The following is a 22,585-nucleotide window of genomic DNA, read 5'->3' as shown; positions in this document are numbered from 1 at the left end:
CGATCTGGGCGCTCGGCGCTGCGATCAATCGCGGTCCGCCAGCGTCACCTCGACACCTCCGACGAGGTCGGTGGTGAGGTTGTAGATGAACGCGGCGCACGTTGCCATCGCAGTGAGAAGCACGATATTCACCAGCCCGATCAGGGCGGCTCCGCCGAAGATCGTGCCGCTGGAGACCAGTTCTCCGCCACTGCCACTCGCGCTGGTGAGCAAGTCACCGACGTTGCTGTTGAGCTTGCTCCAGACGCCCATGCCGCCCAGCACGAGGTACAGGAACGCGACGGCGATCATCCACACGAAGAACAGTGCGACCGAGAGCACCAGGGAGACCTTCAGCACGCTCCACGGATCGAACCGCCGGATCGCCATGGTGGCCCGCACCGGGCCCGTCGCACGGCCCGTCACGGGCGGACGTACCGCGGGCCGGGTCGACGGCGCCTCGGGTGCCGTGCGCTCCGCTGGAGGCTTGCGGACCGGCGGCCGTGGTGATCCGGACAGATCGGGTAGCTCACTGGCATAGGTCTCGGGCCTGGTGGGCTCGGGACGAGCCGGCTCACCGCGCGGTCCCTCGCCCCTGGGAGCCTCGCCCTCGCGCGTCGGACCGCCCTCCCGGGTGGGTGCCGACGGTGGGGGAGTCGCGGGACCACCCGAGACGAACCGGTTTAGTCGGGCGTCGGCGCCGGGCGGATGCCCGGCCGCTGACCCCGCGCGACCACCCTCGGGACCGTCAGCGGCGCGCGGACCCGGTCGTGGCCGCGTGCCGCCGCGCTGCCAGGGCGGCGGCGCCTCCCCGGACTCCTTGGCAGGGCCGTTGCGCGTCGGCCCACCTGCGGGCGGGCCGGCGTCGGGCGTGGCACCCGGTGAGCCGTTGGCGCTTGCCGCGCGCGGGTACCCCGGCTCGTTGGGTGAACTCACCTACGGCTCCTTCGATCAGACCGGTTGCCGGTGCAAACGGTTGGCGTCACGTCTCGTCGGACTCGTCGGTGCCCTCAGTGCCTTCAGCGTCCTCAGTGCCCTCAGTGTCCTCGGGGTCCTCGTCGGCGTTACGCGCAATGGCAATCAGTGTGTCGCCCTCACCGAGGTTCATCAAGCGCACCCCCTTGGTTTGCCGTCCGGCCTTACGCACCTGACGTGCCCTCGTTCGGATGACACCGCCTCCGGAGGTGATGGCGTAGAGCTCGGTGTCATCGTCGACGATCAACGCTCCGACCAGAGTGCCACGCTTGGGGTCGTACTGGATGGTCAAAATGCCCTTACCACCTCGGCCCTGCGCGGTGTACTCGCTGATCGCGGTCCGCTTGGCATAGCCACCGGACGTCGCGACCAGCAGATACGTGTCCTCGCGCACGACGTTCAGCGAGAGCAGCTTGTCCTCTTCGTTGAAGCGCATGCCCTGCACACCGGAGGTGGCCCGACCCATCGGCCGCAACGCGTCATCGGTTGCCGAGAAGCGGATCGACTGCCCCTTCGCGGAGACCAGCAGCAGGTCATCCTCTGCGGAACACAGCACCGCACCCACCAGCTCGTCGCCGTCGCGCAGGTTCACCGCGACGATGCCGCCCGACCGGTTCGAGTCGAAGTCGGTGAGCTTGGACTTCTTCACCAGACCGTTGCGGGTGGCCAGCACCAGGTAGGGCGCATCCTCGTAGCTCTTGATCTGGATGACCTGCGCGATGCGCTCCTCGGGCTGGAACGCCAGCAGGTTCGCGACATGTTGGCCGCGGGCCGTCCTGGACGCCTCCGGGAGCTCGTAGGCCTTCGCGCGGTAGACCCGGCCCTGCGTGGTGAAGAACAGGATCCAGTCGTGCGTGGAGCCGACGAAGAAGTGCCGGACGATGTCGTCCTGCTTGAGGCCGGCGCCCTGCACACCCTTGCCGCCGCGCTTCTGGCTGCGGTACAGATCGGACTTGGTCCGCTTGGCGTAGCCGGTGTCGGTGATCGTGACGACCACCTCCTCGCGCGCGATCAGATCCTCGTCGGCGACGTCGCCGTCGGCGGGGATGATGCGGGTGCGCCGGTCGTCGCCGTACTTCTCGACGAGCTCAGCGAGCTCCTCGTGCACGATCGCGCGCTGACGCTCCGGCTTGGCCAGGATGTCCTCGAGGTCGGCGATCTCGGCCTCGATCTTGGCCAGATCGTCGACGATGCGCTGGCGTTCCAGTGCGGCGAGGCGCCGCAGCTGCATGTCGAGGATGGCCTGAGCCTGGATGTCATCGATGTCGAGGAGCTCGATGAGACCGGCCCGCGCGATGTCGACGGTCTGCGACGCCCGGATCAACGCGATGACCTCGTCAAGGGCGTCGAGTGCCTTGACCAGTCCGCGCAGGATGTGGGCCCGCTCATTGGCCTTGCGCAACCGGTAGGTGGTGCGCCGGACGATGACTTCGAGCTGATGGACCACGTACAGACGGATCAGCTGATCCAGGCGCAGGGTGCGGGGAACACCGTCGACGATCGACAGCATGTTCGCGCCGAAGCTGGTCTGCAGCTGGGTGTGCTTGTAGAGGTTGTTCAGCACCACCTTGGCCACGGCATCACGCTTGACCTCGACGACGATCCGCAGTCCGACGCGGTCGCTGCTCTGGTCCTCGATGTTGGAGATACCCGCGAGCTTGCCGTCGCGCACCTGGTCGGCGATCGAGGTGATGAAGTTGTCGTGGTTGACCTGGTAGGGCAGCTCGGTGATGACCAGCAGGGTGCGGCCCCGCGAGTCCTCCTCGATCTCGACGACGCCCCGCATGCGGATCGAACCGCGACCCGTCGTGTAGGCGTCGTGAATACCCTGCGAGCCGACGATCAGACCGTAGGTGGGAAAGTCCGGTCCCTTGACCCTCTCGGTGACCGCGGCGAGCGTGCTCTCCTCGTCGGCCTCGTAGTTATCCAGGCACCAGAAGACTGCCTCCGCGAGCTCGCGCAGGTTGTGCGGCGGCATGTTGGTGGCCATGCCGACCGCGATACCGCCCGAGCCGTTGGCCAGCAGGTTGGGGAACCGGCTCGGCAGAACGGTCGGCTCCTGCACGCGGCCGTCATAGTTCGGGACGAAATCGACTGTCTCCTCGTCGATCTCGCGCAGCATCTCCATGGCCAACGGCGTGAGGCGCGCCTCGGTGTAACGCATGGCGGCCGGCGGATCGTTACCCGGTGAGCCGAAGTTGCCCTGACCGTCGACCAGGGGGTAACGCAGCGACCACGGCTGGGCCATTCGGACCAGGGTGTCGTAGATCGACGAGTCGCCGTGCGGATGGTAGTTACCCATCGTCTCGGCAACGGATCTCGCCGATTTCGCGTGACCGCGGTCGGGCCGGAACCCGGAGTCGTACATGGCGTAGAGCACGCGCCGGTGTACGGGCTTGAGACCGTCTCGGACCTCGGGGAGGGCGCGGCCGACGATGACGCTCATGGCGTAATCGATGTAGCTGCGCTGCATCTCCTGCTGGATGTCGACCGGTTCGATCCGATCAGTGGTGGCGCCGTCGTCTCCCGGGGGGAGGGTCGTGTCTGTCATGTGCTCCTCGCTCGTCTATGAGCAGCTAGGGATTCGGTTCCTGGAGTCGGGCATCGCGGAATCACACGTCGAGGAAGCGAACATCTCTCGCGTTCCGGGTGATGAAGCTGCGGCGGGCTTCCACGTCCTCGCCCATGAGGATTGAGAAGAGCTCGTCGGCCGATGCGGCGTCGTCGAGCGTGATCCGACGCAGGACGCGGGCACTGGGATCCATTGTGGTCTCCCACAATTCCTTCGCGTCCATCTCGCCGAGACCCTTGTAACGCTGGATCCCGTCCTCGGTGTTGATCCTCCGACCGGCGGCCCGACCGGCCTCGAGCAGTCCGTCCCGCTCACGATCGGAGTAGGCGAACTCGGGCTCACTGCGCTGCCACTTGAGCTTGTACAGCGGCGGCTGTGCGAGGAAGACGTGCCCATTCTCGATGAGCGGCTTCATGAATCGGAACAACAACGTCAGCAGCAGCGTGGAGATGTGCTGGCCGTCGACGTCGGCGTCGGCCATCAGCACGATCTTGTGATACCGCAGTTTTGTGATGTCAAACTCATCGTGAATGCCGGTACCGAGCGCTGTGATGATCGCCTGGACTTCGGTGTTCTTCAGCACGCGGTCGATGCGTGCCTTCTCGACGTTGATGATCTTGCCGCGCAGGGGCAGGATCGCCTGATACATCGAGTCGCGGCCGCTCTTCGCCGAGCCACCGGCCGAGTCGCCCTCCACCACATAGACTTCCGAGAGCCGCGGATCGGTGGAACGGCAGTCCGCGAGCTTGCCTGGCAACCCGCCGATATCGGTAGCGCTCTTGCGGCGCACCAACTCTCGCGCCTTGCGCGCGGCGAGCCGGGCCTGTGCCGACGAAACCGCCTTGTTCACAACGGTCTTCGCCTCCGCCGGGTTCGCCTCAAACCAGTGCGTCAGCTGCTCGTTACAGATCTTCTGCACGAACGACTTGACCTCGGTGTTGCCGAGCTTGGTCTTGGTCTGACCCTCGAACTGCGGATCGCTGACCTTGACGGAGATGACCGCGGCAAGACCCTCGCGGATGTCGTCACCCGTGAGGTTGGCGTCCTTCTCCTTCAGCAGCTTCTTGTCCTTGGCGTACTTGTTCACCACCGTGGTCAGCGCACTACGGAAGCCCTCCTCGTGGGTGCCGCCCTCATGCGTGTTGATGGTGTTGGCGAACGTGTGCACCGACTCCGAATAGCCGGCGTTCCACTGCATCGCGATCTCGACCTCGTGGCCGGGACCCTTGCCGTCGAAGGCGATGATGCTCTGCTGAATTGGGGTCTTGGTGCGGTTGATGTGCTTGACGTAGTCGACCAGGCCGCCGGGGTAGTGGAAGGTGCGGTGCTTGACCTTGTGCGGGCCCTTGGCCTCCGCCTCAACCTGGTCCGCGGTCTTGGGCGCCTCGGCGGTGTCGCTGACGACCTCGTCCACCACCTGATCGACGGTCACGCGCTCATCGACCAGATCGATGGTGAGGCCCTTGTTGAGGAAGGCCATCTCCTGGAGACGACGCGCGACGGTCTCGAAGTCGTACTCGGTGGTCTCGAAGATCTCCGGGTCGGCCCAGAATCTGATGGTAGTGCCGGTCTTCTTCGTCGGCCCACCCTGTTTGAGCGTGCCGGGAACTGAGCGGTCGTAATACTGGAACCACTCCGAGCCGTCCCGCAGAATCGTGGCCTCGAGCCGGGTGGACAGCGCGTTGACCACCGACACACCCACGCCGTGGAGCCCACCACTGACGTTGTAACCGCTGTTCTCGCCGCCGAACTTACCGCCGGCGTGCAGCTGCGTCATGACGACATCGACCGTGGGAACACCTGTTGCGTGCATCGCCACGGGAATACCGCGGCCGTCGTCGGTGACCTGGACGCTGCCGTCGCCGAGGATCTTGACGTCGACCCTGGTGGCGTAGCCGGCCATCGCCTCGTCGATCGCGTTGTCGACGACCTCCCACACCAGGTGGTGCAGACCACGCTCACCAGTGGACCCGATGTACATGCCCGGACGCTTCCGGACGGCCTCGAGACCCTCGAGAATGGTGATCGATTCGGCGCCGTACTCGTTCGCAGGACTGTTCTTCTGGGCAGCCACGTTGGACGCGTCTCCTTGGTCTTTGCAGGGGGATGCTCGCTAGGGGGACGATGCCCCTGACGGATCTGCCGTAAGTCTACCGTCAGCCACCGTCAGCACTGATTCTGAGGCGGCGTTTCTGTGTACCTAATTGCGACGTGCGCGGAATTTCTCGGTTATCCCCTCGTCCGGCCGCTCGCGAGCGTCTCATTTCGGATTCAAAAGGCTCTCAGCGATCGTCCAGCAGCTGTCTCAGCCATAGGTGTCGCGCGGCCCGCGTCCGGCGATGTGCAACTTGCCCTTGCGCCAGTTCGGCGCGGTCGGACCCACGATCTTCAACGACTTTACGACGCCGTCACCGACGGCCGCGGCGATCTTGGCCAGGAGTTGGGCCTGCACCATTCGCAGTTGGGTGGCCCACGCGGTCGACTCCGCCACCACCGTCAAGACGCCCTCACGCAGGACCGATGGGGTCGCGTGTTCGGCGATCTGTTCCCCGACCACCTCGGACCACTTCCCAAACACCGCACCCTCGGAGACTTTGGGGGTCCAGCCGCGGCGGCGGGCGAGGTCCATGGTCGCCGCGCCCAACGTCTGGGGATCTCGAGCATCGGGACCTGGCCCCGACCACGTTCTGCGCCGACCCCGGTTACCGCCAGCGATCTTCTTGGCGGGGGAGTTACCCCCCCTGCCGACATCCTTCCCCTGACTGCGCGCGGCGCCGCGTGCCTCCTCCAACGTCCGGCGCACCAGATCCATCCCCGCGAGGTGCGCGAGGTGCTCCGGTGGGCCTCCAGGCTCGTCAGTCATTCGATCACCTCCGAAGTGCGTCCGTCGTCGTCCTCGCGCATACCTATCCTTACCCGACGCGCATCCCAGTCCGAGGGAATGTCGTCGGCCACCGCGGCGGTGACCAACACCTGTTCGGCCGAGGACGCGACGCCCACGAGTGCGCGCCTGCGGGCGTCGTCGAGTTCGGCGAAGACGTCATCGAGAAGCAGCACCGGGTCGGTACCCTCCTGGCGCAGCAGCTCGTAGGCGGCAAGCCGCAGCGACAATGCCATCGACCACGATTCCCCATGGCTGGCAAAGCCTTTCGCCGGGTGGTCGCCAAGCCGCAGTTCGAGATCGTCACGGTGTGGTCCGACCAGGCAGACACCGCGCTCGAGTTCCGCGGAGCGCCGGCCGGCGAGTTCCGCCAGGAGTGCGGCCTCATACATCTCGATGTCGACGGTGCCCGCGGCCGCCTCCGCCTCGACCGTGTCCACCGAGCTGCGGTAGCGCACCGCCGCGGGGCGCGACTCCGGCGCCAGCAGTTGATAGGCCTTGACCACCTCGGGCGCGAGCTGGGTGATGAGCGCGACCCTGGCCGCGATGAGCTGCGCACCGTAGGTTGCGAGGTGGCCGTCCCACACGTCGAGGGTGTCTAAAGCGCTTGTGTCACTGCGGAATCGAGCACCAGAGGCGGTCTTGAGGAGTGCGGTGCGCTGCCGCACCACCTTGTCGTAGTCGGCACGGACACCGGCGATCGACGGTCGCCGCGTCGTCGCGAGCTCATCGAGAAACCGTCGTCGTTCACCCGGATCCCCGCGCACCAGCGCCAGGTCCTCCGGCGCGAACAGCACGGACTGCAGAACACCGAGGACTTCACGGGCGCTTCGCACGGGGGAGCGGTTCAGCCTGGCCTTGTTGGCGCGCCCGGAGGTGATCTCCAGGTCGATCGCGAGCTCACGTCCCTCGTTGACGACGATCGTCGAGACCACGGCGCGCTCGGCGCCCACCCTGATCAACGGAGCGTCCGAACCCACCCGGTGCGAACTCAGCGTCGATTGATACCACAGGGCCTCAACGATATTCGTCTTGCCGAAGCCGTTCGGGCCGACGAACACCGTGCGGCCTGGTTCCAGCTCAAGTTCGACCTTCGGCCACGACCGGAAGTCGGTCAAACCCACGTGACGAACGTACAAATTCCTGTACCCGAGTCCTATCCCCGATGTGCTTGGCTCCCGCTGGCCGAATCAGCCAGACTTCGAGATCCTCTGGACGGCGTGACCACCGAACTGATTGCGCAGGGCCGCGACCGCCTTCATGGTCGGCGAGTCATCCTGCCTGGACAGGAAGCGTGCGAACAACGATGCCGCAATTCCCGGAACCGGCACACGCAACCTGATCGCCTCTTCGACGGTCCACCGTCCCTCACCGGAATCCTCTGTGTAGCCACTGATATCGGCGAGCTCGGGATCCTCCTTGAGGGCCTTGGCCAGGAGCTGCTGCAACCAGGACCGCACGACGGTGCCGTTGGTCCACGCCTGGTAGACCGCTTGGGGATCCTTGACCAGGTCCTCGGCGGCGAGGATCTCATAGCCCTCGGCGTAAGCCGTCATCAACGCGTACTCGACGCCGTTGTGCACCATCTTCGCGAAGTGTCCCGCTCCGACCGGGCCGACGTGGACGAATCCGTCGGCGAGCTCGCCCGGCGGTCGCAGCGTCTCGAAGATGGGCATGACTCGAGCGACATCCTCATCGCTGCCGCCGACCATGAGGCCGTAACCCTCGGTCAGGCCCCAGATACCACCGGACACGCCGGCGTCGATGAAGCCAATCCCCTTGTCCGCCAAGAGTTTCGCGTGTGGCGCATCCTCGGTGTATCGGGAGTTTCCTCCGTCGATGACCAGGTCACCCTCACCCAGCTCATTGGCGAGCTCAACGATGGTGTCGTGTGTGACCTCACCGGAGGGAACCATGACCCAGACCACGCGCGGGGCCTGCAGTGCACTGGCGAGACCAGCCAGCGTCGGGACGTCGGTGACTTCTGGGCGGGGGTCGTAGCCGACGACCTCATGTCCGCCCTCGCGCAGACGTTCCCGCATGTTGAAGCCCATTTTACCGAGGCCGACCAAGCCCAATTGCATGTGTGTGCTCTCCTGGCGTAGCTAGGGCCGGTCAGCCCGGGAGCCGCACCGGCATCAACAGATAGACGTAGTCAGTGTTACCCGCGGGGTACGGCCCGGACGAATCGGCGTACCCATCGTCGTCACCGGTTGGCCGCAACACGGCGGGCCTGCTGGGGGTGGTGAACCCGAAGGTCACCTTCTCCGAGTGCAGCGAGGCCAGTCCATCGGTGAGGTAGGTCGGGTTGAACGCGATGGTCAGAGGCTCACCGAAGAACTCGACCGGCAGATCCTCCTCGGCCCGACCGACGTCGTCGGCGCCGGCGGAGAGCCGCAGGACATCGGAGTCGAACTCCATCCGCACCTGGGCGCCACGATCGGCGACCAGTGCGACGCGTTTGATCGCCTCGGTGAGCTCGGCAACCGCGATGGTGGCCACGGCGGTGTGCTCGGATGGCAGCAGCTGGCGGAACTTCGGGAACTCCGCGTCCAGCAGACGACTGGTGGTCTGCTTTCCCGCGCTGCGAATGCCCAACAGGCCGTCTTGACCGACAGAGGCTCCCGATCCCAGCGACAACTGGACATCAGATCCCGAGCTGCTGGCCTTGGCCGCCTCGGACAGGGTCTTGGCGGGTACCAGCACCGCGGCCTCGATATCAGCCGATGCGGTTGACCAGTTGAGCTCGCGAACTGCGAGACGAAAGCGGTCGGTGGCGGCCATGACGACCTTCTCGCCGGAGATCTCGACGCGGATGCCGGTGAGCATCGGCAACGTGTCATCACGACCCGCGGCGACCGCGACCTGGCCGATGGCCTGGGCGAAGAGATCTGAGGACACCACCCCGGTCTCCTCGGGGAGCGCCGGCAGCGCCGGGTAGTCCTCGACGGCCATCGTGGGAAGCGAGAATCGTGCGCTTCCGCAGCTCAACGACACGCGGGTGCCCTCGACGGTGACATCCACCGGCTTGGCCGGGAGGGCCTTGGTGATGTCAGACAACAACCGCCCGGAGACGAGAACGCTTCCCGGAGAAGCGATTTCGGCTGCAACGCGGACTTCCGCGGACACCTCGTAGTCGTAGCCGGAGATCGTGAGCCCATCATCGGAGCCGGTCAACAGCACGCCGGAGAGAACGGGGACGGTTGGTCTGGTCGGCAGGATGCGTGCGACCCACGCCACTGCTTCGGCGAAGTCCTCGCGAACCAGGCGAACCTTCAGATCGGTGAGGCCGGCAGTCGTCGCCGCGTCCATAGCGTCCCTTCGAAGAAAAATCTCATACAACAAGCGCTAAGCAGCGGTTTTGCGACGCTTGCGCGATCAGCAGTGACGCTGCGGTATGACGACCGTACCTGTCATCGAATAACAACCGTAGATCCTCGCGCCGCATCTTGAAAGCTAATCGATCGGAGTGAGCGCTCGTCGCGTGAGCCGTGGCGGATGTCTCGGATCGATGTTTCCCCAAGCCCCTACTTTTAAATGAAATCTATCTAGATATATGAGTAACAGTAATAGGGCCTGTGGAACCTGTGGATGGAGCCATCGGAGTGCAGGTCGACACCGGTCACTGCTCGTGGGTGAGCTGTGGACGACACGCCGGACGAATTTCGGCCCATGTGTATGGGCTGCGTGTCGTGCTGGAACTGGGGGACTCGTGGATGGCGACTCCAAGGTTGTACACAGCTGTGTCCACGAGGTCTGTGTGTGACAGAGGATACGTCCGGGGCAGAAGTTTCTTTGAGATTAGTTCTGCCGATCGGCCCACAGACGCCCCAACGAGACGAATTCCGGTGTGCGCGGGCCAGATCGGCGGCGCGGATGGGACGTGATTTTGCGGCGAATGGCGCGCGAAAGACAGCGCGCGAACACAGCGCGCGGAATAGAGGTAGGGGGACGGGTCAGCGCTTGGAGCGCTGCCGGATCCTGGTGGTGAGCTCGGTGACGTGATCGAAGATCTCACGTCGCTCGGCCATCTCACCGCGGATCTTCTTCTCGGCGTACATCACCGTGGTGTGATCGCGGCCGAAGGCCTGCCCGATCTTGGGCAGGGACAGGTCGGTGAGCTCGCGGCACAGATACATCGCGATCTGGCGCGACTGGGCCAGTGAGCGGGTCTTACCGGGCCCCCGAAGCTCCTCGACCGCGGTCTCGAAGTAGTCCGCGGTGACCGCCATGATCGTGGCGGTACTGATCTGCATGGTGCTGGAGTCGGAGATGAGGTCACGCAGGACTATCTCGGCGAGCGACTTGCTGATCGGGGTCTTGTTGAGCGACGCGAACGCGGTGACGCGGATAAGGGCCCCCTCGAGCTCGCGGATATTGCGTTCGATGCTGCTGGCGATCAGTTCCATGACATCGCCGGGCACGTCGAGGCGGTCCATCTGCGCCTTCTTGCGCAAGATGGCGATACGGGTCTCGAGCTCAGGCGGCTGAACATCGGTGATCAGGCCCCACTCGAAGCGGGTCCGGAGACGGTCTTCCAGCGTCGCCAGCTGCTTCGGCGGCCGATCGGAGGAGATGACGATCTGCTTGTTCGCGTTGTGCAGCGTGTTGAACGTGTGGAAGAACTCCTCCTGGATGCCTTCCTTACCCTCAATGAACTGAATGTCGTCGACGAGCAGGACGTCGATATCGCGGTAGCTGCGCTTGAACGACGCCTTGCGGTCGTCGCGGAGCGAGTTGATGAAGTCGTTGGTGAATTCCTCGGTGGACACGTACTTGACGCGCATACCGGGGAACAGCCGCTGGGCGTAGTTACCGGCGGCGTGCAGCAGGTGGGTCTTGCCGAGGCCGGACTCACCCCAGATGAAGAGCGGGTTGTAGGCGCGGGCAGGCGCCTCGGCGATGGCGAGGGTGGCCGCGTGGGCGAACCGGTTCGACGCCCCGATGACGAAGGTCTCGAAGGTGTAGCGGCGGTTGAGGCTGACATCCGGCGTCTCGCCCCTGGGCGGCCGGTTGGTGAAGTAACTCGGCCACGTGGCCTCGGCGCTGGCGAGCGCCTCCTGATCGTCATCGACTTCGTCGGCTTCGGGCAGGGGGGCCGGGACGCGATCGTCGTGTTGATCGGTCTCGGGTCCTGGATCGGCGATCCGCACCCCCAGTTCGACGCGCTGACCGAGACGCCGGCTGAGGCTTGTCACGATGTGCTCGCGGAGGTGTCGCTCGATCTCGTTCTGGACGAACGGGGTCGGAACCGACAACAGGGCAAATCCCTCGGTGATGACCAGGGGCTTGACCAATTTCAACCACGCCCTTTGCTGGGGCGTGAGGGCAGGTAGTGCGCCGACACCGTTGTCGGTGTCGCGGCCTGTGCCGCCTCCGTTGAGCTCGGTGACGACGTCATTCCAGATGGCGACGAAGGGAGGATCGGGGTCCGTCGTCAAAGACACGCACCTCCTCGAGGCCCGTCAGCTGAGACGGAAGAATATATCGAAACGAAAACTGTCCACATAGTTATCCACAGGCTGTGGATAGTGGACAGCCGTCATCGTGCTGATGTCTATTCATGGGGACGGTCTGGTCCCGGAGCTCGTCACAGTTGTCGACGTCTGTGGGCTCGCAGGTGATGACCATCCTCGGTTGTTGTCGATCGCCGTTAAGTCTGAACCGGCACTGCCAGAAGTTAACAGGTTTCAGGACGGGTGGCCAACCGTTCTGCAACATTTATCGGGGCTTCCTGTGCACGTCTTGGGCAGGGTGAAGCAGGGGTGAAGAATGTGACGAATGTGGTGTCCGCCGGGTCCGGGTAGAGCGGTTTGACCTAGGGATATCTCGTCAGTACCCTCGAACAGTCGCCCGAACGTGGCGACACGGCTGCGACCCGGAGTTTCGGGCTTACGCGCCGGGGCTCGCAAGCGGCTCGGATCATCACACTCACGTGATGGTGTGTGCCGCCACACGAACGAGGAGTAACAGCCGTGGCCAAGGGCAAGCGGACTTTCCAGCCCAACAACCGCCGTCGTGCGCGCGTGCACGGCTTCCGGCTCCGTATGCGGACCCGTGCGGGTCGCGCCATCGTGTCCGCGCGGCGCAGCAAGGGCCGTCGCTCTCTCACTGCGTGATTAGCCGCAGGGTCTAGCGCAGTGCTTCCGGCCCAGTACCGGATGACACGGTCGACGGATTTTGGGCTGACGGTCAACCGAGGTGTGCGGGCCGTCCAGCCCGACTTGGTCGTGCACTCTCTGCGTTCTGCTGTTGTCGACGAGGTCGGCGCCCCCCAGATGGCACCCAAGATCGGTCTGGTGGTGTCGAAGTCAGTGGGGAACGCCGTCGTCCGCCACCGGGTAGCCCGTCGGCTGCGTGGTGTGGCGCGCGGTGTCATCGAAGATCTTGAGCCCGGGGACCGGTTGGTCATCCGGGCATTGCCGGGTAGTCGCGATGCGATCTCGGCACGTCTGGATCAACAACTCCGAGCGGCACTGCGCAAGGCGCGGTTGGAGCCCGGGGTCCGTCGATGAACAGATCGAGCAGGCGCTGGTCACCGTCTAGGGGGCTGGCTCGCGCCGCGATCTACCTGATCGACATCTATCGCAACATGATCTCTCCGTTCCGTCCGCCGGCCTGTCGCTTCACCCCGACCTGTAGCCAGTACGCGGTCGATGCGCTGCGTGAGCACGGGTTCGCCCGTGGAGCGTGGCTGGCGGTGGTGCGGCTCGCGAAGTGCGGGCCGTGGCATCGCGGAGGATGGGACCCGATACCAGAACCGCGGCACCACCACCATGCGGATGCGGCCGCGACGTTGAGGAGCGATTCACTTGTTTAACTGGGCGAGCCTGGACTACATCTACTATCCGGTCTCGGCGATCATGTGGGTCTGGTACAAGATCTTCGGTTTCCTGCTCGGGCCCTCGAACTTCTTCGCATGGGCGCTGTCGGTGATGTTCCTCGTCTTCACATTGCGCGCCATCCTGTACAAGCCGTTCGTTCGCCAGATCGAGACCACGCGGCAGATGCAGGAGCTGCAACCTCAGATCAAGGCACTGCAGAAGAAGTACGGCAAGGATCGCCAGCGCATGGCGTTGGAGATGCAGAAGCTGCAGAAGGACCACGGGTTCAACCCCATCCTCGGCTGCCTTCCGATGCTCGCTCAGGTGCCAGTGTTCCTCGGCTTGTTCCATGTGCTGCGGTCGTTCAACCGGACACAGGGTGGCTTCGGCCAGATCCAGTTGACGGTCGAGCAGAACCGGGCGACCGGCAACTACTTCTTCAACGCGACCGACGTCGGCCACTTCCTGGACGCGAACCTCTTCGGCGCACCGCTCGGTGCCACCATGATTCAGACGAGCGGTCTGGACGCGTTCCTCGAGTTTGACCGCATGGCCGTCATCCTGGTGGGCCTGCCGCTGATGGTCCTCGCGGGTATCGCCACCTACTTCAACAGCCGGGCGTCAGTGGCGCGGCAGAGTCCGGAAGCGGCCGCGAATCCGCAGACCGCGATGATGAACAAGCTGGCGCTGTACGTGTTCCCACTCGGTGTGGTCGTCGGCGGACCCTTCTTGCCGCTCGCCGTGATCCTCTACTGGGTGGCCAACAACATCTGGACGTTCGGCCAGCAGCACTACGTGTTCGGCAAGATCGAGAAGCGCGAGGAAGCCGCCAAGCTCGAGGCGCTGGAACGCCGCGCCGCCAACGCGCCGGCACCGGGAGTCAAGCCCAAGCGCTCGAACAAGCCGAGTCCCGGTGCCAAGCCTGTGGCCGGTGCCAAGCCCGCGGCCAAGCAGGCGGACGTGGATAAGGCATCGACGGCTGAGTTGACGGAGTCCGCGGGGGAAGAGGTCGCGGCACTCGACGACACGACACCGGACGCGTCGAAGGGTACGGCGGCCCCGCCACCGGCGAAGGGTTCGCGCCCCGGCGCAGCCAAGGCGACACCGCGCCGGAATACCAACGGTCCGCGCAAGCGGAAGTCTTAACCGGATCCGAAGGCGGGGATCACCCCGCCATTGCACCGGTGAACGAGGAAGGACGAACATGACAGACGCTGATACGACTGAGCGCGCCGTGGAAGCCGACGACGCGCCCAAGACCGAGGATCTCGAGGAGCGACTGGTCGCCGAGGGGGAGATCGCCGGAGACTATCTCGAGGAGCTCCTGGACCTCCTGGACTTCGACGGGGACATCGATCTGGATGTCGAGGGTGACCGCGCGATCGTCAGCATCGACGGTGGGGCCGACCTGAACAAGCTCGTCGGTCGCAAGGGCGAGGTTCTCGACGCGTTGCAGGAACTGACGCGGTTGGCGGTGCACCAGAAGACCGGTGAGCGCAGTCGCTTGATGTTGGACATCGCCCGGTGGCGTCGGCGTCGCCGTGATGAGTTGGCCGCGCTCGGTGACCGGATCGCTCAGCGCGTGCTGGAGAGTGGCCAACGCGAAGAACTCGACCCGATGACACCGTTCGAGCGGAAGATCGTCCACGACGCCGTCGCGGCGGTGGACGGTGTTCGCAGTGAGAGCGAGGGCGCCGAGCCGTCTCGTCGGGTCGTCGTCCTACCGAGTTGACGGGTCCTGCCCGGCTGACGTGATCAGCCCGCGCGGACCCTCGCGCAAGAGTTACACCCATGTAGTTCCCACGGCCCGGGGCGGAGGATTGTTTCACGTGAAACATGGCGAGGCGCCTCCTCCGCCGCCGGAGGCCGTGCGCGTATTCGGTACGCGAATCTCAGAGGCCGAACGCTACGTAGGCATCCTCGCGAGTGCCGGCATTGAGCGGGGCCTTCTCGGGCCCTCCGAAGTCGACAGGCTCTGGGGGAGGCATGTCCTCAATAGCGCCGCTGTCGCCGAACTCGTGTCGGACGGCGAGACGGTTGTCGACATCGGGAGTGGCGCCGGCCTGCCGGGTATCCCGATGGCATTGGCCCGTCCCGGCGCGCGCATCACCCTCGTGGAGCCGCTCTTGCGGCGTGCAGACTTTCTCTCCGAAGTGGTCGAGCAGCTCGGCCTCGACGTCGCGGTGATCCGCGGTCGTGCGGAGGACAAGGCAGTTCTCAGTCAGGTATCGGAAGCCGACGTCGTGACGTCACGTGCCGTCGCGTCCCTCGACAAGATCGCGAGATGGAGCATGCCGCTCCTGCGCGTGGACGGTCGGATGTTGGCCATGAAGGGCGAACGCGCCCAGGAGGAAGTCGACGAACACCGGCGAGTCCTGGACTCATTAGGTGCGGTCGACGTGAGGGTGGTGAGATGTGGCGTGAACTATTTGACTCCACCCGCAACCGTGGTCGTGGCGCAGCGCGGCAAGCAGTCAAGGCGAGCCGGCCGCACATCGCGGCCGGGCAGGAGCAGCTCATGAAACCAGGAAAGCGCGGCGTCGTGCGCGGCGCCGCACGCCCATCGGCCGACAATGTTTCACGTGAAACATGGCTCTCGCCGGGGGATGGCCAGAGCGGAGATCCGATGACGGCCAGCGCGGGGGACACCCCGATCGGAGCTGAGGCCGAGCGTGCCGTCAGCCTCCTCCACAAGGTCAAGCGGCAGGGACTCCCTCGTCCCGAACGCCAGCGCGTCTTCACCATCGCCAACCAGAAGGGCGGCGTCGGAAAGACCACCACGGCGGTCAACATCGCCGCGGCTCTGGCACTGCAGGGTCTCAAGACGCTTGTGATCGACCTCGACCCCCAGGGCAACGCGAGCACAGCGCTGGGCATCGAGCACCGGGAGGGCACCCCGTCGTCGTACGAGGTGTTGATCGGTGAGATCACGCTGGAGGAGGCGCTGCAGCGCAGCCCGCACAATGAACGCCTCTACTGCGTGCCCGCGACGATCGACCTGGCCGGCGCCGAGATCGAGTTGGTCAGCATGGTCGCGCGCGAGGGTCGGCTGCGAAACGCACTGGCCGGCCTCAAGGACTACGACTTCGACTACGTGTTCATCGACTGCCCGCCGTCGCTCGGGCTGTTGACGATCAACGCTCTGGTGGCAGCACCCGAGGTGCTGATCCCGATCCAGTGCGAGTACTACGCCCTCGAGGGGGTGGGCCAGCTGCTGCGCAATATCGAGATGGTGAAGGCGCATCTCAATCAGAGCCTCGAGGTCACCACCGTGATCCTGACGATGTACGACGGACGGACCAGGCTGGCCGACCAAGTCGCCGAGGACGTCAGGGCGCACTTCGGAGATAAGGTGTTGCGGACGGTGATCCCGCGCAGCGTCAAGGTGTCAGAGGCGCCGGGTTACGGAATGACGATCCTGGATTACGACCCGGGATCTCGGGGTGCGATGAGCTATCTCGACGCCAGCCGGGAACTTGCCGAACGCGGTACGACGAAGGGACAGCGATGATCACGGGGGTACGGCGATGACTCAGCCGCGCAAGAGAACCGGTCTCGGCCGCGGACTGGCCTCGTTGATTCCGACTGGCCCCGCCGACGGAGGCGGTGACGGTGACGGGTTCGGCCACCGGATGGGCGACGCCGCGGCCGATGTGGTCCTGGGCGGAGCTCCCGTGGCTGCGGAGCCCTCCCCGGTGGGTGCCGTCTACCGGGAGATCGACCCGACGGCGATCGAACCGAACCCCCGGCAGCCGCGCACCGTCTTCGACGGTGAGGCGCTCGCCGAACTGGTGCACTCCATCCGTGAGTTCGGCCTCATGCAGCCCATCGTCGTGCGACCCGTGGAATCGGCGCCGGGTGGACCGCGGTACCAGCTCGTCATGGGGGAGCGGAGGTGGCGCGCGGCGCAGGAGGCTGGCCTCGACACGATCCCCGCGATCGTCCGTGAGACCGCGGATGACAGCATGCTGCGCGACGCGCTGCTCGAGAACATCCATCGCGCGCAGCTGAACCCGTTGGAAGAGGCGGCGGCCTATCAGCAGCTGCTCGACGAGTTCGGTGTCACCCACGAGGAACTGGCGGCCCGGATCGGGCGGTCACGTCCGGTGATCACGAACATGATCCGGTTGATGCGGCTTCCGGTGGCGGTACAGCGTCGGGTGGCGGCGGGTGTGTTGTCGGCGGGACATGCGCGGGCAGTGCTATCCCTCGAAGGGGGACCGGAGAAGCAGGAAGAGCTCGCGGCCCGGATCGTGGCGGAGGGGCTGTCGGTCCGCGCCACGGAGGAATACGTCACGCTGGCCAACCGCGAGCAGGAACCCACGCCGTCGGCGCCGCGTCGCAAGCCGATCCAGATGCCCGGCCTCCAGGACGTTGCTGAGAAGCTGTCCTCGGCGTTCGACACCCGCGTCACCGTGAGCCTCGGCAAACGGAAGGGCAAGATCGTGGTCGAGTTCGGCTCGGTCGACGACCTTCAGCGAATTGTGGACCTGATGAACGCTGCGAAGCCATGACCTACCACACGGCGTAATTACGTCACTGTGACACACGACCGGGTTGAGTCGGCGCTCACACACCTCGCAGGGAGGAAATACGTTGTCCGCCAGCCACATTCGGTTCTCGACCGCACCTGCCGTGCGCTTGGAGGACCACGCGCGGCCGACGGCGTCGCTGTCTCCTATTCTGGATGGACAGCCTTGCCCGTTTTCTGAAACCAGGGGGGTCTAGTGTCCGCCCGCATCACGCCGCTGCGGCTCGAAGCCTTCGAGCAGTTGCCCAAGCACGCGCGGCGGTGTGTCTTCTGGGAAGTCGACCCCTCAACTCTCGGAGGCGACGATCATCTCGCCGATCCCGAGTTCGAGAAGGAGGCGTGGCTGTCCATGGTCATGCTCGAGTGGGGCTCATGCGGGCAGATGGCCCTGTCATGCGAACCCGACGACGAGGGATTCGGCGGACCCGTTGACGACGTCGAGGCACCCTGCCTCGGATATGCGTTCTATGCGCCGCCCCGCGCGGTACCCCGCGCCAGGCTGTTCCCGTCCGGACCGGTGAGCGCCGACGCGGTTCTGCTCACCTCGATGGGGGTCGAGGCGGGCGCTGACATCGGCGGGCTGTCGGGCGGTCTCGTCACCGCGGTGGTGGGGGACCTGGTCCGCCGCGGCGTTCGCGCGCTGGAGGCATTCGGCCGGACTGCGGAAGCAGCCGAGCTTGTCGATCCAGAAATGGTCACGCCGGAATTGCGACTCGCGGTCGAGGCGCTCGGGGACTGCTCGGCGGATCAGTGCATTCTTGAGGCCGACTTCTTGACCGATGTCGGTTTCGTCGTCGTCTCCCCGCACCGGTACTTCCCGCGGCTACGTCTCGAACTCGAGCAGGGGCTGGGATGGAAGGCCGACGTCGAGGCGGCACTCGAGAGGCTCTTCGAGAGTGCACAACTCAGCCAACCGGTGGGCGCCGGTGCGGGTTCCTACCGCTGAGATCAGCCCTTGGCTGCTTGCTCGACCGACATCTCGTGCGCGAGAAGCTCTGCGAACGTGAAGGTTCCGGTCGGGCGGTCGTTCTTACCGAGAAGGTACAGCCGCTTCACGGCCGCCAGAATGCCCTCGGCGATGCTGTCGCGGGTCGCCGGCGATACCAGCAGGTCGCGATCATGCGGATTGCTCACGTAGCCGATGTCGACCTGAACCGTGGGCATTCGGGTGAGGCGCAGCAGATCCCACGTCCGGCCGTGCGTGCGGCAGTCGCGTAATCCGGATCGCGCCACCACTTCTCGCTGAATGAAGTCGGCCAGATTGCGCCCGATCGTGGACACCGACCCGTGTGCATTACCGAAGTAGAAGGATGCGACACCGTTGGCGGCCGGTCCCTCGACCGCAGCGCACCGCAGGCTGATCATGAGGTCGGCGCCGACGGTGTTGGCCGTCTCGGCGCGCTCGGCGTCGAGAGGACTGTGTCCGACCGGGCGGGACAGGAAGGTATCCATCCCGATCGCCGTCATCCGGCCCTCGAGTCGACTTGCCAAGTCCCACAGGATGTCTGCCTCGCTGATAGGGCCGCCGGGCCCGTTCGCGATCAATCCGGTGTCGCTGCCGCCGCGGCCCGGATCGATGATGACCCGCTTTCCCGACAGACGCGGGCCGGAGCGGCGGACCAGCTCCTCCTCGCGGATGGCATGCGGTGAGCCACCGGTGACCCGGGAGCCCAGAAAGTACAACGAGCGCAGCGTCTCTGGCCCACAGATGCCGTCGGGGTACAGGCCGTACTCGCGCTGATAGGACATCAGGCTGTTGTGGGTCTGCAGACCGAAGTGCCCGTCGACAAGATTGATGTAGAAGCCGAGATCCTGAAGTCGAGCCTGAAGTGTCGCAACGTCATCGCCGTACATCGGCGCGCCGAACTGATGCGCCAGAGTGCGGGCACCGAGACGGTACGAGGCCTCTTTGAGCGCACGGTAGGTCGCCTCGCCGACGATCCCGTCGACGAGGAGGCCGCGATGCTGCTGAAATGCGCGCACCGCGTGGTCCAGAACGTCGTCGAACACGTCGAGCGCGACATGCTTTCCGGTGGTCAGATCCGCATCGGGGCTGTCGACCAGCCCCAGCGCGCCGAGGGCCGCGCGGATCTCAGTGACCGCGCCTCCCCGGTCACCGCGGCGCAGACTCGACATACCAGGCCTTTCGGGTCACGGACGGCGTACACCCCGCCGACGAATTCAGACAGGCTAGACAGCATTGTCGCAGACCGTCGCGAAAATTCGGAAACCCAGAGGACGCCCGTGGTGCCGCGGACAGGGCGTCAGACCACGTCCGCGAGCTCGCGAAGCAGGGCAGCCTTGCCCTTTGCGCCGACGATCCGCTTCACCGCTTGCCCGTCCTTGAACAGGATCATGGTCGGGATCGACACCACCTGGAAGTCACGTGCCGTGGCGGGATTGGCGTCCACGTCGATCTTGGCCACCTTCAACTCGCCGGCCTTCTCAGTGGCGATCTCCTCGAGCACCGGGGCGACCATCTTGCACGGGCCGCACCACGTCGCCCAGAAGTCCACCAATACCGGTGTGCTGCTGGACAGCACGTCTGCGGAGAACGAGTCGTCGGTGACGGCCACCGTTGCCTTGTTGTCGCCCATGTGAATACTCCTGTCTAGTGGGGTTGGAAGTCGTGAAATAGGTTGCGGCTCACTCGTTGTCGGCAAGCCAGCGTTCGGTGTCGATGGCCGCCGAACAGCCGCTGCCCGCAGCCGTGATCGCCTGACGGTAGGTGTGGTCGACGAGATCGCCTGCGGCGAAGACTCCGTCGATCGACGTCGCCGTGGTGCGACCCGCGACCAACACGTAGCCCTCGTCATCGAGGTCGACCTGACCGCGGACGAGCTCGGAGCGCGGGTCGTGGCCGATGGCGACGAACACGCCGGTGACCGCCAGCTTGGACTCCTCATCGGTGACGAGGTTGCGCAGGCGCAGACCGGTCACCTTGGGCTCACCCTCGACCTCGGTCACCGCGGTGTTGGTCAGGAACGTGATCTTCTCGTTGGCCTGCGCGCGCTCCAGCATGATCCTGGACGCGCGAAATTCGTCACGTCGGTGGATCAGAGTGACGCTGCGCGCAAACCGGGTGAGGAAGGTGGCCTCCTCCATCGCGGAGTCACCGCCGCCGATCACGGCGATGTCCTGGTCGCGGAAGAAGAAGCCATCACACGTTGCACATGTGCTCACACCCGTACCGATGCGCTCTTCCTCGCCAGGTACGCCGAGATGCCGCGCGGCCGCGCCCATCGCCAGGATCACCGATCGAGCCTGGAAGGTCTCGTCGCCGACGGTGACGGTCTTGATGGGGCCCTCCAGGGACACCGCGTCGACGTCCTCCATGCGCAGGTCAGCGCCGAACCGCTCGGCCTGTTCCCGCATCTCGCCCATCAGCTCGGGGCCGGTGATGCCCTCCTTGAAGCCCGGGTAGTTCTCCACCTCCGTGGTGGTCATCAGCGCGCCGCCGAAGGTGACACCCTCGAACACCAGCGGCTTGAGCTGTGCGCGTGCGGCGTAGACGGCTGCCGTGTACCCGGCCGGTCCCGATCCAATGATGATTACGTCGTGGATCGTGGGAGTGGAGGTCATATCCGTCCTTCTCGTCGTGGCCGTCTCAGATTGGCCGGTCGCGGGCTTCACGCGTCGGCACGCGTATAACACCAGCGTAAGGGGCGGTGTTCCCCGCGAGTGGGCGGCGTCGGTCAGGACGGGGTCGTGGCGCGCACGAGGACGGTCTCGGCGATCACGCCGGGATCGGTGGCGTTGCAGGTCGGCGCCACGACCAGCGCCGTCATCGCGCCGTATCCATCGCCCAGGACCAGCAGGATGGCGGGCCGGCCACCGACGTCGACGTTGTCGGCGCCCAGCACGGGCGCCGACGCACCGCGGCCCAGCGCGGAGAGGCACGCGGCGCGCTGGGCGGGATCGCTCAGGCCGCTGAGGTCGGCGGGCCGGTCCAGCAGCGCGAGGAGCTCCGCCCGGGGGACGGGGAAGTCCACGGATGGCCGCGACACCGTGATGCGATCGGCGGTCGCACCCGTCGGTGGGGTCGGTGGCGCGGTGTCGCGCAGCGCCGCGATGCCGATGCCGACCGCCGCCAGGGCGGCGAGGCCACCTATCACCAGGGCGACGGTGCGCGGACTTGCCACCGATCCGCGGGCGGCGTGTGATGCCCTGCTCGCTGGCGGGGTGACTGCCGCCAGAGCTGCGGACAGCCGTGCGGTGACGTCCGCCGGGGGGTCGGGCAGGTGCTCGGCCGTCATGGCGTCCGAGCCGAGGCGGGCGAGGTCGTGGCGTACGAGATTCAGTGCGGCCACGGTGTGGGCGGCGTCCGCAGCCGGTTCCGCGTCCTCGTCCACGTCACTCCACGATCTCAGATCAAGATTTCCCGTCGAAACCGACGATAACCCCGCAGTTTAGGGAATTCGGTGCGGTGTTGGAGCGTTCAATGAGTTAGAGGCCCCGCAGGCGGGCCGCAGCGTGCGTTCAGGAAGGTCGTCGTCGTGTTCACTGCAGGCCGGAGGCTGACGACGGTGGGATCAGCGGTGCTGATGGCCACAGGCGCGTTGGCCGCTGCGGCGAGTATCGCCGCCGCCCCGGGCACCGCGGTGGCCGCCCCCCAGTGCAGCATGTACATCGAACCGTTCAACCCGTACCTCCAGACCTGCGGAATCCCGAACAATCCGCCCGTCGTGCGCGGCGCCTCACCGGGCGCGGGCGCGATCATCGCCTGCCGAGACATCCCGGGCTGCCTCTCGTATGTGGTCAACGGTGGCCCCGGCTACGGCGGTATCGCGCGGCCGGACACCAGGGTTCGGCAGAGCCAGTAG

The 22,585-nt window shown here is 65.7% G+C and carries 21 protein-coding genes and 1 pseudogene; 9 read left to right on the top strand and 13 right to left on the bottom strand.

Annotation, left to right across the window (positions count from 1 at the left end):
* Positions 1-24: 24 nt before the first annotated feature.
* The 8 genes and pseudogenes from ABIA65_RS03730 to dnaA form a co-directional block, all read right to left on the bottom strand.
* Positions 25-915: a DUF3566 domain-containing protein gene (locus ABIA65_RS03730; RefSeq protein WP_241402253.1), complete on the bottom strand. Its 891-nt coding sequence runs from the start codon at positions 913-915 to the stop codon at positions 25-27.
* A gap of 46 nt (positions 916-961) precedes the next feature.
* Complete coding sequence (gene gyrA / locus ABIA65_RS03725; protein WP_354522662.1) at positions 962-3,505, bottom strand: DNA gyrase subunit A; 2,544 nt, start codon at positions 3,503-3,505, stop codon at positions 962-964.
* Between the two features lie 61 nt (positions 3,506-3,566).
* A complete protein-coding gene (gyrB, locus tag ABIA65_RS03720) occupies positions 3,567-5,600 on the bottom strand; it encodes a DNA topoisomerase (ATP-hydrolyzing) subunit B (protein ID WP_241402255.1) in 2,034 nt (677 codons plus the stop codon).
* A 231-nt stretch (positions 5,601-5,831) separates the two neighbouring features.
* A complete protein-coding gene (locus ABIA65_RS03715; protein ID WP_241402256.1) occupies positions 5,832-6,389 on the bottom strand; it encodes a DUF721 family protein in 558 nt (185 codons plus the stop codon).
* The gene (recF, locus tag ABIA65_RS03710) at positions 6,386-7,546 is read right to left on the bottom strand and encodes a DNA replication/repair protein RecF (RefSeq protein WP_354522660.1); all 1,161 of its coding nucleotides are present in this window, start codon (positions 7,544-7,546) and stop codon (positions 6,386-6,388) included. The genes ABIA65_RS03715 and recF overlap by 4 nt, the downstream gene beginning before the upstream one ends.
* A 51-nt stretch (positions 7,547-7,597) precedes the next feature.
* A pseudogene (gene gnd, locus ABIA65_RS03705) lies at positions 7,598-8,494 on the bottom strand (phosphogluconate dehydrogenase (NAD(+)-dependent, decarboxylating)); the annotation flags it as partial.
* A 28-nt stretch (positions 8,495-8,522) separates the two neighbouring features.
* Positions 8,523-9,719 (bottom strand): DNA polymerase III subunit beta, encoded by a 1,197-nt coding sequence (gene dnaN / locus ABIA65_RS03700; RefSeq protein ID WP_241402259.1) that lies wholly within the window; start codon positions 9,717-9,719, stop codon positions 8,523-8,525.
* Positions 9,720-10,363: 644 nt separating this feature from the next.
* On the bottom strand, positions 10,364-11,848 hold the full coding sequence (gene dnaA / locus ABIA65_RS03695) for a chromosomal replication initiator protein DnaA (RefSeq protein WP_241405937.1): 1,485 nt from the start codon (positions 11,846-11,848) through the stop codon (positions 10,364-10,366).
* Positions 11,849-12,382: 534 nt separating this feature from the next.
* On the opposite strand from dnaA, the gene rpmH reads away from it, so the two are divergent.
* The 9 genes from rpmH (at position 12,383) to ABIA65_RS03650 (ending at position 18,708) form a co-directional block, all read left to right on the top strand.
* On the top strand, positions 12,383-12,526 hold the full coding sequence (gene rpmH, locus ABIA65_RS03690; RefSeq protein WP_087028634.1) for a 50S ribosomal protein L34: 144 nt from the start codon (positions 12,383-12,385) through the stop codon (positions 12,524-12,526).
* Positions 12,527-12,547: 21 nt separating this feature from the next.
* Positions 12,548-12,922 carry a ribonuclease P protein component gene (gene rnpA, locus ABIA65_RS03685; protein WP_354522659.1) on the top strand — a complete coding sequence of 125 codons (375 nt, stop codon included), beginning with the start codon at positions 12,548-12,550 and terminating at the stop codon, positions 12,920-12,922.
* A complete protein-coding gene (gene yidD / locus ABIA65_RS03680; protein WP_241402261.1) occupies positions 12,919-13,227 on the top strand; it encodes a membrane protein insertion efficiency factor YidD in 309 nt (102 codons plus the stop codon). Before rnpA ends, yidD begins: the two co-directional genes overlap by 4 nt.
* Positions 13,220-14,377, top strand: coding sequence for a membrane protein insertase YidC (yidC, locus tag ABIA65_RS03675; protein WP_354522657.1), 1,158 nt, complete (start codon positions 13,220-13,222; stop codon positions 14,375-14,377). Before yidD ends, yidC begins: the two co-directional genes overlap by 8 nt.
* Positions 14,378-14,435: 58 nt before the next feature.
* Positions 14,436-14,963, top strand: a complete 528-nt coding sequence (locus ABIA65_RS03670) for a Jag family protein (protein WP_241402263.1) — start codon at positions 14,436-14,438, stop codon at positions 14,961-14,963.
* A gap of 88 nt (positions 14,964-15,051) precedes the next feature.
* Positions 15,052-15,753, top strand: coding sequence for a 16S rRNA (guanine(527)-N(7))-methyltransferase RsmG (gene rsmG / locus ABIA65_RS03665; protein ID WP_354522656.1), 702 nt, complete (start codon positions 15,052-15,054; stop codon positions 15,751-15,753).
* On the top strand, positions 15,750-16,742 hold the full coding sequence (locus ABIA65_RS03660; RefSeq protein ID WP_371746906.1) for a ParA family protein: 993 nt from the start codon (positions 15,750-15,752) through the stop codon (positions 16,740-16,742). The genes rsmG and ABIA65_RS03660 overlap by 4 nt, the downstream gene beginning before the upstream one ends.
* Positions 16,743-16,758: 16 nt before the next feature.
* On the top strand, positions 16,759-17,745 hold the full coding sequence (locus tag ABIA65_RS03655; RefSeq protein WP_354522655.1) for a ParB/RepB/Spo0J family partition protein: 987 nt from the start codon (positions 16,759-16,761) through the stop codon (positions 17,743-17,745).
* A gap of 213 nt (positions 17,746-17,958) precedes the next feature.
* Entirely contained in the window at positions 17,959-18,708 is a 750-nt protein-coding gene (locus ABIA65_RS03650) for an acetyltransferase (protein ID WP_241402266.1), read from the top strand.
* 2 nt (positions 18,709-18,710) lie between these two features.
* Here the strand turns inward: ABIA65_RS03650 and ABIA65_RS03645 are convergent, their stop codons facing one another.
* The 5 genes from ABIA65_RS03645 to ABIA65_RS03625 all read right to left on the bottom strand — a co-directional run bounded on the left by ABIA65_RS03645 (position 18,711) and on the right by ABIA65_RS03625 (position 22,497).
* Complete coding sequence (locus ABIA65_RS03645) at positions 18,711-19,898, bottom strand: N-acetylmuramoyl-L-alanine amidase (protein WP_241402267.1); 1,188 nt, start codon at positions 19,896-19,898, stop codon at positions 18,711-18,713.
* Between the two features lie 128 nt (positions 19,899-20,026).
* On the bottom strand, positions 20,027-20,359 hold the full coding sequence (gene trxA, locus ABIA65_RS03640; protein WP_241402268.1) for a thioredoxin: 333 nt from the start codon (positions 20,357-20,359) through the stop codon (positions 20,027-20,029).
* 49 nt (positions 20,360-20,408) lie between these two features.
* Positions 20,409-21,344, bottom strand: coding sequence for a thioredoxin-disulfide reductase (gene trxB / locus ABIA65_RS03635; RefSeq protein WP_241402269.1), 936 nt, complete (start codon positions 21,342-21,344; stop codon positions 20,409-20,411).
* Between the two features lie 113 nt (positions 21,345-21,457).
* Positions 21,458-22,114 carry an RsmA family anti-sigma factor gene (locus ABIA65_RS03630; RefSeq protein WP_354522654.1) on the bottom strand — a complete coding sequence of 219 codons (657 nt, stop codon included), beginning with the start codon at positions 22,112-22,114 and terminating at the stop codon, positions 21,458-21,460.
* Between the two features lie 86 nt (positions 22,115-22,200).
* Positions 22,201-22,497, bottom strand: a complete 297-nt coding sequence (locus tag ABIA65_RS03625) for a hypothetical protein (protein ID WP_241402271.1) — start codon at positions 22,495-22,497, stop codon at positions 22,201-22,203.
* Between the last annotated feature and the right edge of the window lie 88 nt (positions 22,498-22,585).

The sequence above is a fragment of the Mycolicibacterium sp. 624 genome (assembly GCF_040548615.1).
In the GTDB taxonomy this organism is placed as follows: Bacteria; Actinomycetota; Actinomycetes; order Mycobacteriales; family Mycobacteriaceae; genus Mycobacterium.
Note: the sequence above shows the minus strand (reverse complement) of the source record. Positions and strands in the feature narration are given on the sequence as shown.

What these genes read in the sequence shown, in the direction of transcription:
- dnaN (WP_241402259.1), bottom strand. Translation starts at nt 9,719, where the DNA reads ATGGACGCGGCGACGACTGCCGGCCTCACCGATCTGAAGGTTCGCCTG.
- trxB (WP_241402269.1), bottom strand. Translation starts at nt 21,344, where the DNA reads ATGACCTCCACTCCCACGATCCACGACGTAATCATCATTGGATCGGGA.
- ABIA65_RS03645 (WP_241402267.1), bottom strand. Translation starts at nt 19,898, where the DNA reads ATGTCGAGTCTGCGCCGCGGTGACCGGGGAGGCGCGGTCACTGAGATC.
- gyrA (WP_354522662.1), bottom strand. Translation starts at nt 3,505, where the DNA reads ATGACAGACACGACCCTCCCCCCGGGAGACGACGGCGCCACCACTGAT.
- ABIA65_RS03625 (WP_241402271.1), bottom strand. Translation starts at nt 22,497, where the DNA reads ATGTCTCGGCAGGCGATGATCGCGCCCGCGCCCGGTGAGGCGCCGCGC.
- ABIA65_RS03670 (WP_241402263.1), top strand. Translation starts at nt 14,436, where the DNA reads ATGACAGACGCTGATACGACTGAGCGCGCCGTGGAAGCCGACGACGCG.
- trxA (WP_241402268.1), bottom strand. Translation starts at nt 20,359, where the DNA reads ATGGGCGACAACAAGGCAACGGTGGCCGTCACCGACGACTCGTTCTCC.
- ABIA65_RS03660 (WP_371746906.1), top strand. Translation starts at nt 15,750, where the DNA reads ATGAAACCAGGAAAGCGCGGCGTCGTGCGCGGCGCCGCACGCCCATCG.
- ABIA65_RS03715 (WP_241402256.1), bottom strand. Translation starts at nt 6,389, where the DNA reads ATGACTGACGAGCCTGGAGGCCCACCGGAGCACCTCGCGCACCTCGCG.
- yidD (WP_241402261.1), top strand. Translation starts at nt 12,919, where the DNA reads ATGAACAGATCGAGCAGGCGCTGGTCACCGTCTAGGGGGCTGGCTCGC.
- ABIA65_RS03655 (WP_354522655.1), top strand. Translation starts at nt 16,759, where the DNA reads ATGACTCAGCCGCGCAAGAGAACCGGTCTCGGCCGCGGACTGGCCTCG.